Origin of the sequence: Tenacibaculum sp. XPcli2-G, assembly GCF_024124505.1 — a bacterium.
Taxonomy (GTDB): domain Bacteria; phylum Bacteroidota; class Bacteroidia; order Flavobacteriales; family Flavobacteriaceae; genus Polaribacter; species Polaribacter mesophilus.
Map to the genome: position 1 here is coordinate 1 of NZ_JAMXSH010000003.1, position 17,628 is coordinate 17,628.

11 protein-coding genes are annotated in these 17,628 nt (G+C 32.9%); all 11 read left to right on the forward strand.

The annotated features are described in order from the left end of the window. Positions 1-4,848 (forward strand): T9SS type B sorting domain-containing protein (locus tag NH341_RS07800; protein WP_253056311.1); only part of this gene is annotated, 4,848 nt, incomplete at its 5' end. 6 nt (positions 4,849-4,854) lie between these two features. Continuing rightward, positions 4,855-5,802 carry a type IX secretion system membrane protein PorP/SprF gene (locus NH341_RS07805; RefSeq protein WP_073183073.1) on the forward strand — a complete coding sequence of 316 codons (948 nt, stop codon included), beginning with the start codon at positions 4,855-4,857 and terminating at the stop codon, positions 5,800-5,802. Positions 5,803-5,931: 129 nt separating this feature from the next. Then, entirely contained in the window at positions 5,932-6,768 is an 837-nt protein-coding gene (gene rluF, locus NH341_RS07810; RefSeq protein ID WP_159611692.1) for a 23S rRNA pseudouridine(2604) synthase RluF, read from the forward strand. A gap of 70 nt (positions 6,769-6,838) precedes the next feature. Next, positions 6,839-7,969, forward strand: a complete 1,131-nt coding sequence (tgt, locus tag NH341_RS07815) for a tRNA guanosine(34) transglycosylase Tgt (RefSeq protein WP_253056314.1) — start codon at positions 6,839-6,841, stop codon at positions 7,967-7,969. A gap of 1 nt (position 7,970) precedes the next feature. Then, complete coding sequence (locus tag NH341_RS07820) at positions 7,971-9,056, forward strand: LptF/LptG family permease (RefSeq protein WP_047789399.1); 1,086 nt, start codon at positions 7,971-7,973, stop codon at positions 9,054-9,056. Beyond that, positions 9,043-9,942 (forward strand): DMT family transporter, encoded by a 900-nt coding sequence (locus tag NH341_RS07825; RefSeq protein ID WP_253056316.1) that lies wholly within the window; start codon positions 9,043-9,045, stop codon positions 9,940-9,942. The genes NH341_RS07820 and NH341_RS07825 overlap by 14 nt, the downstream gene beginning before the upstream one ends. Positions 9,943-10,048: 106 nt before the next feature. Then, entirely contained in the window at positions 10,049-11,002 is a 954-nt protein-coding gene (locus NH341_RS07830) for an acetyl-CoA carboxylase carboxyltransferase subunit alpha (RefSeq protein ID WP_047789401.1), read from the forward strand. A 122-nt stretch (positions 11,003-11,124) separates the two neighbouring features. Next, entirely contained in the window at positions 11,125-11,550 is a 426-nt protein-coding gene (locus tag NH341_RS07835; protein ID WP_073183066.1) for a hypothetical protein, read from the forward strand. A 142-nt stretch (positions 11,551-11,692) separates the two neighbouring features. Then, entirely contained in the window at positions 11,693-12,775 is a 1,083-nt protein-coding gene (locus NH341_RS07840) for an efflux RND transporter periplasmic adaptor subunit (protein ID WP_159490825.1), read from the forward strand. Positions 12,776-12,799: 24 nt separating this feature from the next. After that, a complete protein-coding gene (locus NH341_RS07845; RefSeq protein ID WP_159490827.1) occupies positions 12,800-16,048 on the forward strand; it encodes an efflux RND transporter permease subunit in 3,249 nt (1,082 codons plus the stop codon). Beyond that, the gene (locus tag NH341_RS07850) at positions 16,038-17,489 is read left to right on the forward strand and encodes a TolC family protein (RefSeq protein WP_167713983.1); all 1,452 of its coding nucleotides are present in this window, start codon (positions 16,038-16,040) and stop codon (positions 17,487-17,489) included. The genes NH341_RS07845 and NH341_RS07850 overlap by 11 nt, the downstream gene beginning before the upstream one ends. Positions 17,490-17,628 lie beyond the last annotated feature (139 nt).

Consider the following 17,628-nt stretch of genomic DNA (forward strand, 5'->3'; position numbering starts at 1 on the left):
ACAAGTTTTAGTACAACGAATACCTCAGGGGGTCCAGTACAAATTACTGTTTACGACGATAAAGGATGTTCAGGAGTAGAAAACACTACTATTGATGCTTATGTAGCAATTACAGGTGTAACAATTACCCCACAAAGAACTATTGATTGTAATGAAGGAGAAGATATAGAAGCTATCTATACTATAAATACAGGAGGAACATTAGCAAATTTCGAATTTAGATTATATGATGATACGAATGCTCTTTTAGAAACTCGAACTAATACAGATGGAGATTTTACGACATTATTAGCAACAGGAACTTATAGAGTAGAGTTAGAAAATAGAGATACCAATTGTATATATACAGAATATCACACAGTAGAAGCAGAACCTACCTTTGATATTTTAATTACCAATATAGATGATGTAGATTGTAAAGGAGATAATAATGGAAGTGCTGTATTAAGTTTTGTACCAAGTACACCACCATACACAAGTGGTTATAGTTATATTGTTTACGATGCTACTACAGGTACAGCAACGACAGTAACAGGAACAGGAATAGCAGGTACACCAGAAACAATCACAGGATTGGTAGCAGGAGAGTACTATGTACGAATAGATATGGGAACTAACAGTCCATTCTGTGAAGCACAAAGTGCAAACTTTACCATTTCAGAACCAGCAGATTCATTATCAGTAACAGGAGTTACTAATCCAGTAGTAAGCTGTTACAATGGTTCAGATGCTACTATTACAGCCACCGGATCAGGAGGTTGGGGAGATTATGTGTACCAATTAGAAGAAACAGCTACCCCAGGAGTTGCTTATGCAGGTAACACGTTTAGTTCAAACAATATCTTTACGAACTTACCAGCAGGAGATTATACAGTAGTAGTACGAGATAAAAATGGTGCTACAGGATTATATTGTGAGTCAACTGATCAAGTAATTATAGCAAATCCAGCAGAGGTAACATTTACAGTAACTGAGAATGACAATTCATGCGATTCTTCAATAGGAGGAAGTATATCAGTAACAGCAACAGGAGGTACAGGTACATATACTTATACATTATCTAACGGAAGTGGAGTAGTAGAAACGCAAATACTGAATGCTGCAAATTATACATTTACCAATTTAGCAGCAGATGCTTATACAGTAAATGTAGTAGATTCTAATGGATGTACAGAAGGTACCCCAACGAATGTTACAATAACACCAGATTTAGTATTTACATTAACAGAGACTAAGAAGTTAACATGTAATGCACCAATGGCAGCAACTGTAGCATTAGAAGTAACTTCAGGTTCTAGTAGTTATGCTTATGAAGTTACAGGGCCAAGTATAGCAGTAGGAAGAACGAATTTAGCAGGTACAACATTAACGCTAAATCCTACGGTAGCAGGAGTATATACCGTAACAGTTTACGATACAGGAGCAACACCAGAATGTTCAGTAGTTAAAACTATTGAAATTGAAGATGCTGAAACTCCTAATTTCACGGCAGTAGCTACAGTAACAGATATTTGTTTTGGAACATCAACAGGAGAAGTTACAGTTTCACCAGTAGATAATGGTATTTTACCATTAAGTTATGAGATTAATAATGTATCAGGAACATATAATGCTGTTTTAACAGGAAGTGATACGGTATTTGCGAACTTACCAGAAGATGACTATATAGTTACAGCTACCGGAGTAAATGGATGTACAACAGATGTAACTGTAAGTATTAATCAAAATGATATTATTGATATTTCAAACGCCATTACTGTAACACAGTTTGCTTGTACGGCAGGAACTAATACAACAAACAATGCTATAATTACAGTTGATAAGGCAGCGATTATAGGAGGAACAGGAAACTATGTTCGAGTTGTGTTTGAAGATAATGCAACAGGTGATGTATTACAAGACGATAGTAACTTTACATATATATCAACTAATTTAGCTGGAGGAGATTATACAGTAAAAGTATATGATGAAAATACAGATTGTTTTGTATCTAGAGTAGTAAGGATAGCTCCATTTACTCCAATGACAGCAGCAGATATCAGAGTAATTAAAGATACAGACTGTAATACAGGAGAGAATATCACTGTAAAAGTAGTGCCAGCATTACCAAATATTCAGTATACAATAACAGGAACAGGAGCTACTCCTTATACACGAACATTAAATGTGGTATCAGATGCAGATGCAGCAGTATTTAATAACGTACCGGTTGATGATTACACAATTGAGATGTACAATGCAGCAACAGGATGTACTTTAGAAGTATATCACACGGTAGAACCAGAACCTACCTTTGATATATTAGTAAGTAATGTTCAAAGAGCTTGTTTTGGTGGTACAGGAAGTGCAACAATAGATTTTAGTGCAGCTACACCATATACAGATGTTTATACTTACGAAGTATTTGAAGTAGGTAACCCAACTGCTATTACATTAGGAAATGGTACAGGAGGTACTCCAGAAACAATTACTACTAATTTAGTAGCAGGTGAATATTATGTGGTTGTAAGTATGACGAATACACCATTCTGTAAAGCACAAAGTGCAAACTTTATAATTGAAGAACCAGCAAACGCATTAGCATTAACAGGTACACCAACGTATATTAATTGTAATGTTACTGATTCTGGAGAAATCTTGTTAGAAGCTCAAGGAGGTTGGGCACCGTATGAGTATCAATTAGTAAATGATGCAGCACCAGCTACACCAGTTCAAAATTTTGATAGTAATAGAAGAATTACTGGGTTAATAGCAGGTAATTATACAGCAACAGTTAGAGATGTTACAGGGTGTGAAGAAACATTTACATTTACATTACAGCCAACTACAAATATGGCAGCAGATGTAACTGTTACTCCAAACTTATGTGAAGGAGAAAGAACGGCAACCATTCAAGTAACTAATGTAACAGGAGGTCAAACACAAGATGCAACTGTAAGTTATAGTTATATTTTAACCTATCCTGACGGAGTAACGCAAGTAGAACAGTTATCAAATACATTTAGCAATTTACCAGCGGGTACTAATTACACAGTAACTGTTAGAGATAATAAATATAGCTGTACGTATACAGAGCAGGTGGATATAATTGATCCTTCAGAAGTAGAAGCTTCGGCAAATATCACTGCAGATATAACTTGTAATAACCGTTATGCAACCGTAGTAGTGAGTGCAATAGGAGGCACAGGCAATTATGAATATAGTAGCGATGGAGTGAATTTTGTTCCTAACAATACGTTTATAAACGTAAGTTCAGGTTCTCAAACATTCTATGTACGTGATGATAATAATTGTGAAGATACAGTTGTAGTAACAGTCAATGCATACGAACCTTTAGTACCAACTTTAGTAGTTGATTCAGGATTTGTTACCTGTAATGGAGATGCTAATGGAGTGTTATCAGCAACTGTAGCAGGCGGTTTCGGTAATTACGAATACCAACTGTTAGATGGTAGTAATAATCCGATTGATGGAACATGGACAACATCAAATACTTTTGGAGGTTTAGATGTTGGTACATATAAAATTAGAGTAAGAAGTACTAATAGATTTGGAGAAGTATGTACAGAAGATACTGCACCACATCCTATTGTAGAACCAGAACCTTTAGTAGTTGCTGAAAACCATACAGATGTAAGTTGTTTTGGAGGAAATGATGGTACTATTACAGTATTAGCCTCAGGAGGAAACTTAACAGGATATGAATACAATATTAGTACAGACCCAACAAATAAATTTGTTACCGATAATGTGTTCAGAAACTTAACAGCAGGTACGTATACCATTACTGTTAAAGATAAGGTTGGATGTATTGATACTATTGATGTAGTTATTGATCAACCACAACAATTTACAGCAACATTGGTAGGAGTTACAGAACAAACTTGTATTAATAATGCAACTCCAACAATAGAGTTAGATGTACAAGGAGGAACACAACCTTACTACGTAAGTATTAATAATATAGAACAACCTACACCATATACAACGAATACAATTGTGTTAGGAGCAGCAGAAAACATCCAAGCAGGTACATCTTACTACATTACAGTAAGAGATGAAGCAGGTTGTAATGTTGCAGACCCAATTAGAGTAACTACGGCTGAACCAGTAGATTTACAATTAACAGTTGATTTTGCATATACCTGTGAGGTAGGAAATATTATTAAAGCAATAGTTGATGAAGCATATAGAGCTAATATGTCTTACACATTATATGACGGAATAGGAAACCCTGTAGTAACAAATAATACAGGAGAATTTATTGATGTACCAGCAGGAATAGGATACTATGTTACAGCAACACATACAATAACTTCATGTTCTGAAAGTTCTACTAGTAGTCCAATTAGTATTGAAGATATTCAAGCATTAACCTTAGATATTGATGATTCGGTTAAGAATACTTTAATAGCCAATGCAGATTTTGGATTACCACCTTATGAGTATAGTGTAGATGGAGGTGATTTTGGATCAGATAATGAGTTCTTAATCTTACAAACAAAAGATTACACTATTACGGTAAGAGATGCTAGAGGCTGTGAGGAAACAGTAACTATAAGAGGAGAGTATATTACTATTTTCGTTCCAAACTTATTTACTCCAGACGGAGATGGAACAAATGATTATTGGTACCCTCGTGAAGTAGAAGAATATCATGATATTCAAGTGTTTATTTACGACAGATATGCACGTAACATTGCCGAGTTTAAAGGTTCTGTAGAAGGATGGGATGGTACTTATGAAGGTACACCATTACCATCAGGAGATTATTGGTATACTATTTACTTTAAAGAGTTATCAGGTCAAGAGAAGAAAATAATGGGACACTTTACACTATATAGATAAAAAGAAATGAGAAAAATAGTAATAATTTTAAGTGTAGTATTTAGTAGTGTAAAACTTGCTGCACAAGAAGTAGAATTACCCCAATATGTAAGTCATTTGGCAGACAATCCATTTTTAATTTCCCCAACCTATGCAGGTATAGGAACAGGTTTACAGGTTAGATTAAATGGAGTAAGCCAGTGGATTGGAGTTAAAGACGCACCCGATACACAATCATTAACAGTTGAAGCACGTATCGCAGATACTTTTGGTGGAGGAATCACGTTATTTAATGATAAAAACGGGTATACCACTCAAAAAGGAGCAAAATTGTCATTTGCAAGTCACTTAACATTAAGTGACTTTCATGATAGTTTTCTATCGTTTGCTTTAAGTTATAGCTTTACGCAATTTGGTATTGATACATCAGAAAATAACTCAGGGCAAACAGTATCAAACAGAACTTTAAACAATTCAAACTTTGATGTAGGTTTGTTATATCGTTACGAACGATTTAGTATTAGTGCAAACATTATGAACATCTTAAATAAAGAGATAGAGGATTTTCAAACCGGTGAACCAGAAGTACTAAGAAAGTATGTGCTTTTTACATCTTACACCTTTACGAAATTAAGCAGAAACTTTGAGTTAGAGCCATCAATGCTAGTAGAGTATAGAGAAGCCGATAAACGCTCTAGAACAGATATGAATATTAAAGCAAGAAGAGGAATTAGAGATGGATATGTTTGGGCTGGTTTAAGTTATACGTTCTTAAATGACCAGTTTTTTCAACCAAATGCTATTGCACCATTACTTGGTTTAAAGAAAAATAATCTTTATATGTCGTATGGTTTTAGTATCAATATGAATAAAACACAAGATTATAATTACGGAACACACATGATTACACTTGGGTTTGATTATGAAAGAAGACCAAGTTTAGCACGTTGTACACAAAAAATGATCATGTTTTAAAAGATAAAATCTAAAACATACAAGACAGTCTCGAAAGTATGTCATTTCGAGCGAAGTCGAGAAATCTGATTCTCTTAATTCGTGAAATGACAATATTTAGTACTTTTGAGACTGTCTTTTTTTGATTACATGGAAAATAATAATAACGATACATCAATAAATCTTAACAAGTACATTAGTAGTACAGGTATTTGTTCACGTCGTGAAGCAGAACGATTTATAACTGAGGGAAGAGTAACGATAAATGGGAAACCTACCCAGTTAGGAAACAGAGTTCATGAAGGAGATGTGGTAAAAATTGATGGAAAACCATTAAAAGCAAAACCCAAAACGATACATATAGCATTAAACAAACCTAAAGGCATTGTTTGTACTACTGATAGTAAAGAACGTAAAAATATCGTGAAATTTGTGGGGCATCCACAACGACTATTTCCTATTGGTCGCTTAGATAAACCTTCAGAAGGATTAATTTTTTTAACCAATGATGGAGATATTGTAAACAAAATATTACGAGCAGGGAATAACCACGAAAAAGAATACATTGTTACGGTAAACAAACCTTTTGATGAGCGCTTTATAAAAAGAATGAGTAATGGAATTCCTATTTTAGGAACTGTAACAAAGAAATGCAAGGTAGAACGTATAAATGATACCACATTTAAAATAATTTTAGTACAAGGCTTAAATCGTCAAATAAGACGTATGTGTGAATACTTAGGATATGATGTAAAGAAATTAAAACGCACACGTATTATGAACGTAACTTTAGGAAGTTTAAAAGTAGGAGAGTGGCGTGAATTATCATCTAAAGAAATGGATGAAATTAATAAACTCGTAGCAGGTTCGTCAAAAACATACGAAGAAGCAGAAAAAAAGAATCAAAAAGCCTCTCCTCAAAATAACAAACAACCAAAGAAGGAAGCAAGTTTTAAATCCAAGTTTGGAAGAAGAAGAAAAAGTTAAAAATTAGTAATAAGAAACTTTTAACTATCTACTTTTAAACATTCAACTTACATGTGTATCTTTGCCACTTATGCAATTTGACTTAAAAATAACCGATCCAAAAAGTAAAGCACGCGCAGGCGTTATTACTACTGATCATGGAACCATAGAAACTCCAATATTCATGCCTGTAGGTACAGTAGCTACGGTTAAAGGAGTACATCAATCAGAATTAAAAGACGAAATCAATCCTGATATTATTTTAGGAAATACATATCATTTATACTTACGTCCAAAATTAGAAACTTTAGAAGCTGCAGGAGGCTTACATAAGTTCATGAATTGGGATCGTAATATTTTAACTGATAGTGGAGGATATCAAGTATACTCTTTGTCAGGAAGAAGGAAGATAAATGAAGAAGGAGTAAAGTTTAAAAGTCATATTGACGGCTCTACACATTTTTTTACACCAGAAAATGTAATGGAAACACAGCGTACCATTGGAGCAGATATAATTATGGCTTTTGATGAGTGTACGCCATACCCTTGTGATTATAACTATGCAAAACGATCTATGCACATGACTCACCGTTGGTTAGATCGTTGTATAAAACACTTTGAGAACACGCCTCCAAAATATGGATATAGTCAGTCTTTATTTCCAATTGTACAAGGAAGTACATACAAAGATTTACGTAAGCAATCAGCACAGTATATAGCAAACTCAGGAGCAGAAGGAAATGCGATAGGAGGATTATCAGTAGGAGAACCTGCTGAAGAAATGTATGCAATGACAGAAGTGGTTACTGAAATTTTACCAGAAGACAAACCACGTTATTTAATGGGAGTTGGTACACCAATTAATATTTTAGAAAACATAGCGTTAGGAGTTGATATGTTCGATTGCGTAATGCCAACTCGTAATGCACGTAACGGAATGTTATTTACAGCACATGGTAGCATAAATATTAAAAATAAAAAGTGGGAAAACGATTTTTCTCCAATTGATGAAATGGGCATTACTTGGGTAGATACCATGTATTCTAAAGCCTATTTACGTCACTTATTTGCTGCAAGAGAAATGTTAGGAAAGCAGATAGCTTCTATTCATAACCTAGGGTTTTATTTATGGTTAGTTCGTGAAGCACGTAAACACATAATAGCAGGAGATTTTACTGAATGGAAAGACAAAATGGTAAAACAAATGGATAAACGTTTGTAATTTGAAAATACTAGATTGGTACATATTAAAACGTTACTTAGTAACTTTTCTGTTTACATTACTTATTTTAATACCTATTGCGGTAGCTATTGATATTGCAGAAAAAGTTGATAAGTTTTTACGAGAAGAAAATTTAACATTGTTTGAAATAGTTAACGATTACTATAAAAACTTTATTATTTACTATGCTAATACATTTATGCCATTAGCATTGTTTATAGCAGTTATACTATTTACTTCTAAGCTGGCAAGTAACACAGAAATTGTAGCAATCAATAGCTCACAAGTATCATTCACACGTTTTTTATTTCCATATTTTATAGGAGCAACTATAGTTTGTGCAATAGCACTCTCAATGAACCATTTTTTTGTACCCTCAAGTAGTAAAACACGAAAAGCTTTTGAAAAGAAGTATTTAAAGAAAAAAAAGTATGCAGATAATTCCATCCGAGAGTTTAGCTTACAATTGAATGATAGTACTTATGTATACATTCAAAGTTTTGATTTAAAAAGAAATTCAGGCTATAATTTTTCAATAGATTTATATGACGGTATTAAATTAAAAAAGAAACTTATAGCTGATAATATTAATTGGAAGGAAAAAGATAGTACGTTTAAATTATATAACTGGAAAGAACGAAAAATTTTTAAAGAAAGAGATAGTATCTTTTCGGGGAAAAGTTTAGATACTACATTTACATTTACACCAGAAGATTTTAATTATAAAAATATAATGGCACAAGAAATGAACTCACCAGAGTTGATTAAGTTTATTGAAGTGTCTAGAAAAAGAGGAATAAAAAACTTAAATGCTTATTTAGTAGAACTATATAAGAGAACAAGTTTACCAATTGCGAGCTACATATTAACGTTAATTGCGGTAGGACTAGCACATAGGAAAACTAGAGGAGGTATAGGAGTTAATTTAGCAATAGGTATAAGCGTTATGTTTATTTATGTATTCTTTTTAAAAGTAGCAGAAGTATTAGGAGCTGTAGCAGGAGCAAATGCATTGTTAAATGTTTGGGGACCTAATGTGGTATTTGGTTTATACGCTGTTTATTTATATTTCAATGCAAGGAGATAAATTAAAGAATTACTTACTCTTACATTTAATCGTATTTATTTGGGGGTTTACAGCTATTTTAGGCGCATTAATATCAATTGATGCAGCACCTTTAGTTTGGTTTAGAATGTTGTTAGCAGTAGGTTTTATTGCTTTATATTTTTTAATAAGGAAGAAGTCATTTAAAGTAGAAAAAAAAGCATTAATTAAGTTTGCCATTTCAGGAGTAATTATAGCAGTACACTGGATAACATTTTTCAAAGCAATAAAAGTATCAAATGTATCTGTAGCTTTAGTAATGATGAGTACTGGAGCTTTTTTTGCCTCATTTATAGAACCTTTCTTTTTTAAAAGAAGAATAAAAACAATAGAAATAGTATTAGGCTTGTTAGTAATAATGGGATTGTACATTATTTTTAATTTTGAAAGTCAGTATACACTAGGTATTATTTATGCATTAATTTCAGCATTTCTTTCCGCATTATTTTCAGTACTAAACGGTTTGTTTATAAAAAAACACGAAGCAAATACTATTTCATTTTATCAGTTATTATTTGGAGTTTTAGGAGTAACTATATATTTATTATTTACACAAAAATTTTCAATAGAGTTTTTTCAATTACAAACAAGTGACTGGATATATTTATTCATTTTAAGTAGTATTTGTACAGCCTATGCTTTTATAGCTTCAGTGCAAGTAATGAGGTATTTAACACCTTATACAGTAATGCTCACGATTAATTTAGAACCTATATACGCTATTATTTTAGCATTATTAATATTTGGAGAAAAAGAACAAATGAATCCAGAGTTTTATTACGGGGCTTGTATTGTTTTAATAGTAGTATTATTAAATGGAGTACTCAAAAATGTTTCTTCCATAAAAAAGAAAATTATAAAAAAATAATATTTTAAGAAAAGTGATGAAGGTAAACTGTACAATTTTTTAGTATGTTTGCCTTTACAAACAACTAACTAGTAAATTAGAAAATCAAACTATATACAAGAATACAATGGAATATTTAGATTTTGAAATGCCAATAAAAGAGCTAGAAGATCAGTTGGCAAAATGTTTTGATATAGGAAAAGAAAGTGATGTAGACGTTACAGCTACATGTCAGAAGATTGAAAAAAAATTAGAAAAAGCTAAGAAAGATATATATAAGAATTTAACGGCATGGCAACGCGTACAGTTATCTCGTCATCCAAATCGTCCTTATACCTTAGATTATATCAAAGCACTTTGTGGAGATACATTTATGGAATTACACGGTGACCGTAGTGTAAAAGATGATAAAGCTATGATTGGTGGACTAGGTAAGATTGGAGACCAATCTTTTATGTTCATAGGTCAGCAAAAAGGATACAATACCAAAACACGTCAATATCGTAACTTTGGTATGGCAAACCCAGAAGGATACCGTAAAGCATTACGTTTAATGCGCATGGCTGAAAAATTTGGAATACCAGTAGTAACTTTAGTAGATACTCCAGGTGCTTACCCAGGATTAGAAGCTGAAGAACGTGGACAAGGAGAAGCAATTGCTCGTAATATATTTGAGATGACTCGTTTAAAAACTCCTATTATTACCATAATTATAGGAGAAGGAGCTTCAGGGGGAGCTTTAGGAATAGGAGTAGGAGATAGAGTATATATGTTAGAAAACTCTTGGTATTCAGTTATCTCACCTGAAAACTGTTCTTCTATTTTATGGCGTAGTTGGTCAGAAAAAGAAAAAGCAGCAGAAGCATTAAAATTAACGGCAGAAGATGGTATGAAACTAAAAATAGTTGATGATATCATAAAAGAACCTTTAGGAGGTGCACACTCTGACCGTGAAGGAACTTTTAAAGCTGTTAAAGAACAAATTATAAAAGCGTACGAAGAACTTAATAAGCTTAAAGATAAAGAGTTGATAGCTCAGCGTATGGAGAAATACGAAAATATGGGAGTTTATAAAGAATAGCTTTATATCCTAAAAAACATACTATTAAAACTCGCCAATCGGCGAGTTTTTTTGTTTTATAAATATTTTACAATACGAATTATTTGTTAAATGAATATATATCTATAATTTTGCCGATTGAAATGAGTAATACATTTAATAAATATCTATTTTTATTAATACTTTTATTAAAAGGATGGTCTACATCATATGCAGACCAAAAGACTTTTGATACAACTACCTCAGTGGCTACTTTTAAATCTGTAAACGTAAAAGAAGAGCCACAATTTATTACTCAACACATCAGTAATTACGTTTTTAGCGAAAAATATCAAGATTCTGAAAGGGAGAGTTATTTCGAAATTAGTGAAATTGAAGACAAAACCCAAGACGAAAATGAAGTAGATGAAAGTTTGTCAAAATTCGGAAGTTACTTATCAGCCATTTTACATGCGCAGTTTTTTGAGTGCCAGTTTTGTGTAGTAAAAGAAAAAGCACAACGCTTTAAAGAGTACACTTATAGTGCTATTTTAAAATTGCATATTAAATTTCAAGTTTTTATAATTTGATACCCTCTTCGGTAAAGTAAACCTAAAGCTTTTATTTAGCTTACTTTATATACCCCACATAAAAATTTAATTAAATTTTTAGAATAACCATTGGTATTCAATGGTTACACACTCACTCTAACTTTACAAATACATACAAAAAATGAAAAAAAACTTCATTTTCATGAGTCTATTTGCGCTATTAATAAACATTAGCTGCGAATCAAAAAAGGAATCTAAACACCCAGAAACAAAGTTCCTTGTAACCAATCCCATTAAAAAAGATACATCAATAACCAAAGATTATGTAAGTCAAATACATGCCATTCAGCACATAGAATTGAGGGCGCTTGAAAAAGGATATTTAAAGAAAGTATTTGTTGATGAAGGACAGCATGTAAAAAAAGGACAAAACATGTTTCAAATATCAGCAAATGTTTATAAGGCAGATTTACAAAAAGCAAAAGCAGAAGCAAAAGCTGCTGAAATTGAATATAAAAACACGGAATTATTAGCAGATGGAAACGTAGTTTCTAAAAACGAATTAGCCTTAGCAAAAGCAAATTACGAAAAAGCAAAAGCTGAAGTAATGCTAGCCCAAACACACTTGGGTTTTACAAGTATTAAGGCTCCGTTTAATGGTATAATGGATCACCTACACGTTAGAAAAGGAAGTTTGTTAGATGAAGGAGAACTCCTAACAACACTATCAGACAACAGTAAAATGTGGGTATATTTTAATGTGCCAGAAACAGAATATCTAGACTATATAATGAGTCAAGATAAAGACAAGAAAAAAGAAGTAACACTTTTAATGGCAAATAACAAACCATTCAATCAAAAAGGAATAGTAGAAACGATTGAAGGAGAGTTTAACAATGAAACAGGAAACATTGCCTTTAGAGCAACTTTCCCAAATCCAGATGGAATTTTAAGACACGGAGAAACAGGAAGTATTTTAATGGAAGTTCCATACGAAGGAGCCTTAATAATTCCACAAAAAGCCACTTTTGAAGTATTAGATAAAAAATATGTTTTTGTAGTAGATAAAAACAATACAGTAAAACAACGAGAAATTACTGTAGAAGCAGAATTACCACACTTATTTATAGTAGAAAAAGGACTTACAGAAAACGATAAAATATTGTTAGAAGGAATCCGTATGGTAAAAGATCAACAAAAGATACATGTTGAGTTTAAAGAGCCAAATGCTGTAATGTCTAGTTTAGACTTATATGCAGAGTAATCAAAAACTAAAATTCAACAAAACATGTTTAGTCAATTTATAAAAAGACCAGTACTAGCAATTGTTATTTCGATAATAGTTGTTTTTACGGGGTTGTTATCAATAAAACAACTCCCAATATCACAGTTTCCACAAATAGCACCAACCACGGTAAACATATTTATAGCATACCCAGGTTCAAGTGCAGATGTATTGGTAAACTCAACACTAATTCCTCTAGAAACAGCAATCAATGGAGTACAAGGAATGCGTTATATCGCTTCTGATGCTACAAGTGCAGGAGAAGGAACCTTACGTGTAATTTTTGAACCCGGTACAGATCCCAACCAAGCAGTAGTAAGGGTAAAAACAAGGGTAGATCAAGTAATGCCTTTATTACCTGAATTAGTACAGCGAGAAGGAGTAATTATTACTCCAGTACAACCAAGTATGTTAATGTATGTGAACCTTTTTAGTAAAGAAAAAAATAACGATGAAAAGTTCCTATACAACTATGCATATACCAAAATGATACCAGAAATTCAACGAATCAACGGTATCGCCAGTGCTAAAATTTTAGGAAGTAGAAAATATGCGATGAGAGTTTGGTTAAAACCCGACCGAATGAGAGCCTATAATATTTCTGCAGAAGAAATTTTAGAAGCGATGGAAGACCAAAGTATTTTGGCAAGACCCGGAAGATTAGGAAGAAGTTCAGGAATCAAATCACAATCACTAGAATACGTACTTACCTATCAAAACAGGTATAACGAACCAGATCAGTATAAAGACATTATTATTCGAGCAAATGAAGAAGGAGAAATTTTAAAGTTAAAAGATGTTGCCGAAGTAAAATTAGGGAGTGAATTCTTCGATATTTACTCAAACTTAGATGGGCATCCATCAGCATCTATTGTTTTGAAACAAACTTTTGGAAGTAATGGTAGTGATGTAATAGCATCGGTAAAAGAAAAACTAAAAGAATTAAAAGAAGATCTACCACCAGGGATTGATTTTAAAATTAGTTATGACGTTTCTAACTTTTTAGATGCCTCAATAGAACAAGTAATACATACACTTAGAGATGCCTTTATTTTAGTGGCAATTGTGGTGTTTCTCTTCTTAGGAGATTTACGATCAACCTTAATTCCAATTATAGCAGTACCAGTATCTTTGATTGGAGCGTTCTTTGTAATGCAACTTTTTGGGCTTTCAATAAACTTAATTACCTTGTTTGCATTAGTATTAGCCATTGGTATTGTGGTAGATGATGCTATTGTAGTGGTAGAAGCAGTCCATTTAAAAATGGAGAAGGAACATCTTACACCTTACCAAGCATCTAAGGCAGCATTAGGAGAAATAGGGGGAGCTATTTTAGCAATTACATTGGTTATGGTCTCTGTATTTGTGCCAATTTCATTTATGACAGGGCCCGTAGGAGTTTTCTACAGACAATTCTCTATAACAATGGCGGGTTCTATCATTATTTCAGCAGTGGTAGCATTAACATTAACACCAGTATTGTGTGCAATAATGTTGAAGAATAACCACGGAAAAGAAAGAAAAAAATCAATAATAGATAAATTTATTGATTGGTTTAACAAAGGGTTTGAAAAACTTACAGGAAGATATGTAAAAGTGTTAAACAGAATCGTAGCAAGAAGAATGTTAACCTTTGGAGTATTACTAGCTTTCTGTGCAGGAATATTTATTACCAATAAAACATTACCAGCAGGTTTTATTCCTAGTGAAGATCAAGGAATGATTTATGCTATTATTCAAACACCACCAGGTGCTACTTTAGAACGTACAAACGAAGTAGCAAGAAAACTACAACAGATTTGTGAAGAAACTGAAGGAGTAGAATCCGTTTCATCTTTAGCAGGATATGAAATTATGACCGAAGGTAGAGGGTCCAATGCAGGTACCTGTTTAATTAACTTAAAACCATGGTCAGAACGTCATCATTCAGTTCACGAAATCATGGAAGAATTAGAAGAAGAAACCAAAGATTTAGGGGCGGTTATAGAATATTTTGAACCACCAGCAGTACCAGGTTTTGGATCTTCAGGAGGATTCTCAATGCGTTTATTAGATAAAACAAACTCAACAGACTACCATGAATTTGAACGTATCAATAACAAATTCATGGAATCGTTATCAAAACGAAAAGAGCTTACAGGTTTATTTACTTTTTATTCTGCAAACTATCCGCAGTACGAATTAAAAATCGACAATAAAAAAGCGATGCAAAAAGGAGTAACCATTGGTAAAGCCATGGAAAACCTAAACATTTTAATAGGTAGTACCTATGAACAAGGTTTTATTCGTTTTGGTAGATTTTTTAAAGTGTATACACAAGCAGCGCCAGAATACAGGAGAATCCCTTCAGATTTAGAAAAGCTATATGTTAAAAATGAGGAAGGAAAAATGGTGCCTTATTCAGCGTTCATGAGTTTAGAAAAAAAACTAGGACCTAATGAGATAACACGATACAATTTATATAATTCAGCAGCTATTAGAGGGTTACCAGCATCAGGATACACAAGTGGAGATGCTATTAACGCAATTAAAGAAGTAGCAGCAAAAGAATTACCAAGAGGGTATGATGTTGCTTGGGAAGGACTTACCTATGATGAAGCACAAAGAGGTAATGAATCGGTGTATATTTTTATCATTGTATTAGCCTTTGTATACTTTGTGTTAGCAGCACAATACGAAAGTTTTATACTGCCATTAGCAGTGATTTTCTCACTTCCAGTAGGAGTGTACGGGTCATTCACACTCTTAAAACTAATGGGCCTAGCGAATGATGTATATGCACAAATCGGAATAATAATGCTGGTTGGTTTATTAGGTAAAAATGCAGTGTTAATTGTAGAATTTGCAGTACTAAAACGAAGCCAGGGAGCTACAATTTTTGAAGCAGCTATTGAAGGAGCTAAAGAACGATTCAGGCCAATTTTAATGACTTCATTTGCATTTATAGCAGGATTAATACCGTTAGTTATAGCTCACGGAGCAGGAGCTATTGGAAACAGAACTATTGGTGGGTCAGCTTTAGGAGGAATGTTAATAGGAACCATTTTCGGAGTTTTAATTATACCAGGTCTCTATTACATATTTGCTAAAATGAGTGATGGAAGAAGCTTAATTAAAGACGAAGCTAATGAACCAGTTTCTGAAGAATTTATAAGAATAAATGAAGTTGAAGGAAGTAAAACAAAAGTTAAAATAACAGAGCTTAAAAAACTTCTAAAGAAAATAATTAAAAGAGAAAACAATGAAAACTAAACGAAGAAGTTCATTTGTAATAAAAAAAGCACACTTTTTAAGTGTGCTTGTCCTCTTAATTTTGTGCTCTTGCGTGCCAAATCAAGTATTAAGAGAGGAGAACAAAGAAGTACCAGAGAATTTTAAGAATCAACCAGCAGACTCATTAAGTACAGCTACTATTAAATGGCGTGACTTTTTTTCAGATTCACATTTAATTTCTCTGATAGATACAGCTTTATCAAAGAACCAAGAGTTGAACATAATGTTACAACAAGTAGCTATTTCAAAAAATAACATCAAAGCAAAAAAAGGTGAGTATTTACCGTTTGTAAATATGTATGCAGGAGCTGAATTAGAAAAGGTTGGGAAGTATACTAGAAATGGTGCTGTAGAAGAAAATTTAGATATCCGCGAAGGTGAAAAATTTCCTGAACCATTAACTGATTTTTCAATAGGACTTTCAGCTTCTTGGGAGCTAGATGTATGGAAGAAGTTACGAAATGAGAAGAAAGCAGCAGTATTAGAATACTTAGCTAGTGTTGAAGGAAAAAACTTTATGGTAACTAATTTGGTTTCAGAAATTGCAAATTCATATTACGAATTAGTAGCATTAGATAATGAATTATCTATGGTTTCACAAAACTTAGAGATTCAAAAAAATGCATTGCAAATGGTAAAGCTTCAAAAGCAAGCCGCAAGAACAACAGAATTAGCAGTACGTAGGTTTGAAGCGAGTGTACTTAAAAACCAAAGTCACCTATACGAACTTCAACAAGAGATTGTAGAAACCGAAAATAAAATTAACTTTTTAGTAGGAAGGTACCCACAACCTATAGAAAGAAACTCAGATAATTTTATAGACAAACCTATTGAAGGAGTAAAAGCAGGAATTCCATCACAACTGTTACAAAACAGACCCGATTTAAGGAGAGCTGAATACGAGTTAGCAGCAGCTAAATTGAATACCAAAATAGCACGAGCTAATTTTTATCCATCAATAGGAATTAAAGCAGGAGTGGGGTTACAAGCATTTAAACCTAAGTTTTTAACATCAACACCAGAATCGTTAGTCTATTCTTTAGCAGGAGATATTGTAGGACCTTTAATCAATAGAAATGCGATAAAAGCAGCTTATAAAACAGCCAATAATAAACAATTACAAGCTGTTTATGAATACGAAAGAGCTATTTTAAATGCGTATTTAGAAGTAGCCAATGAGCTTTCAAAAATTGACAACTTGAAAAATAGTTACGATTTAAAAAAGCAACAAGTAGAAGCGTTAAATGAATCTATAGATCTTTCAGTTCGTTTGTTTAAATCAGCAAGAGCAGAATATACAGAAGTGTTGTTAACACAAAGAGAAGCATTAGAGTCTAAAATTGAAATCATAGAAACGAAAAGAGATCAATTATTAGCAAATGTAAAAGTATATAAAGCCTTAGGAGGAGGCTGGAACTAATTTTTCATTCGTTATTAACTATTAATTGTTGTTAAAGTGGTAGTTTTATAAACTATCCAAGAGACTCGCTAATTGGCGAGTCTTTTTTTTTCAATACTTTTCAAGTACCTTCGTACAACCTCATAAAAAGAGATTGTAA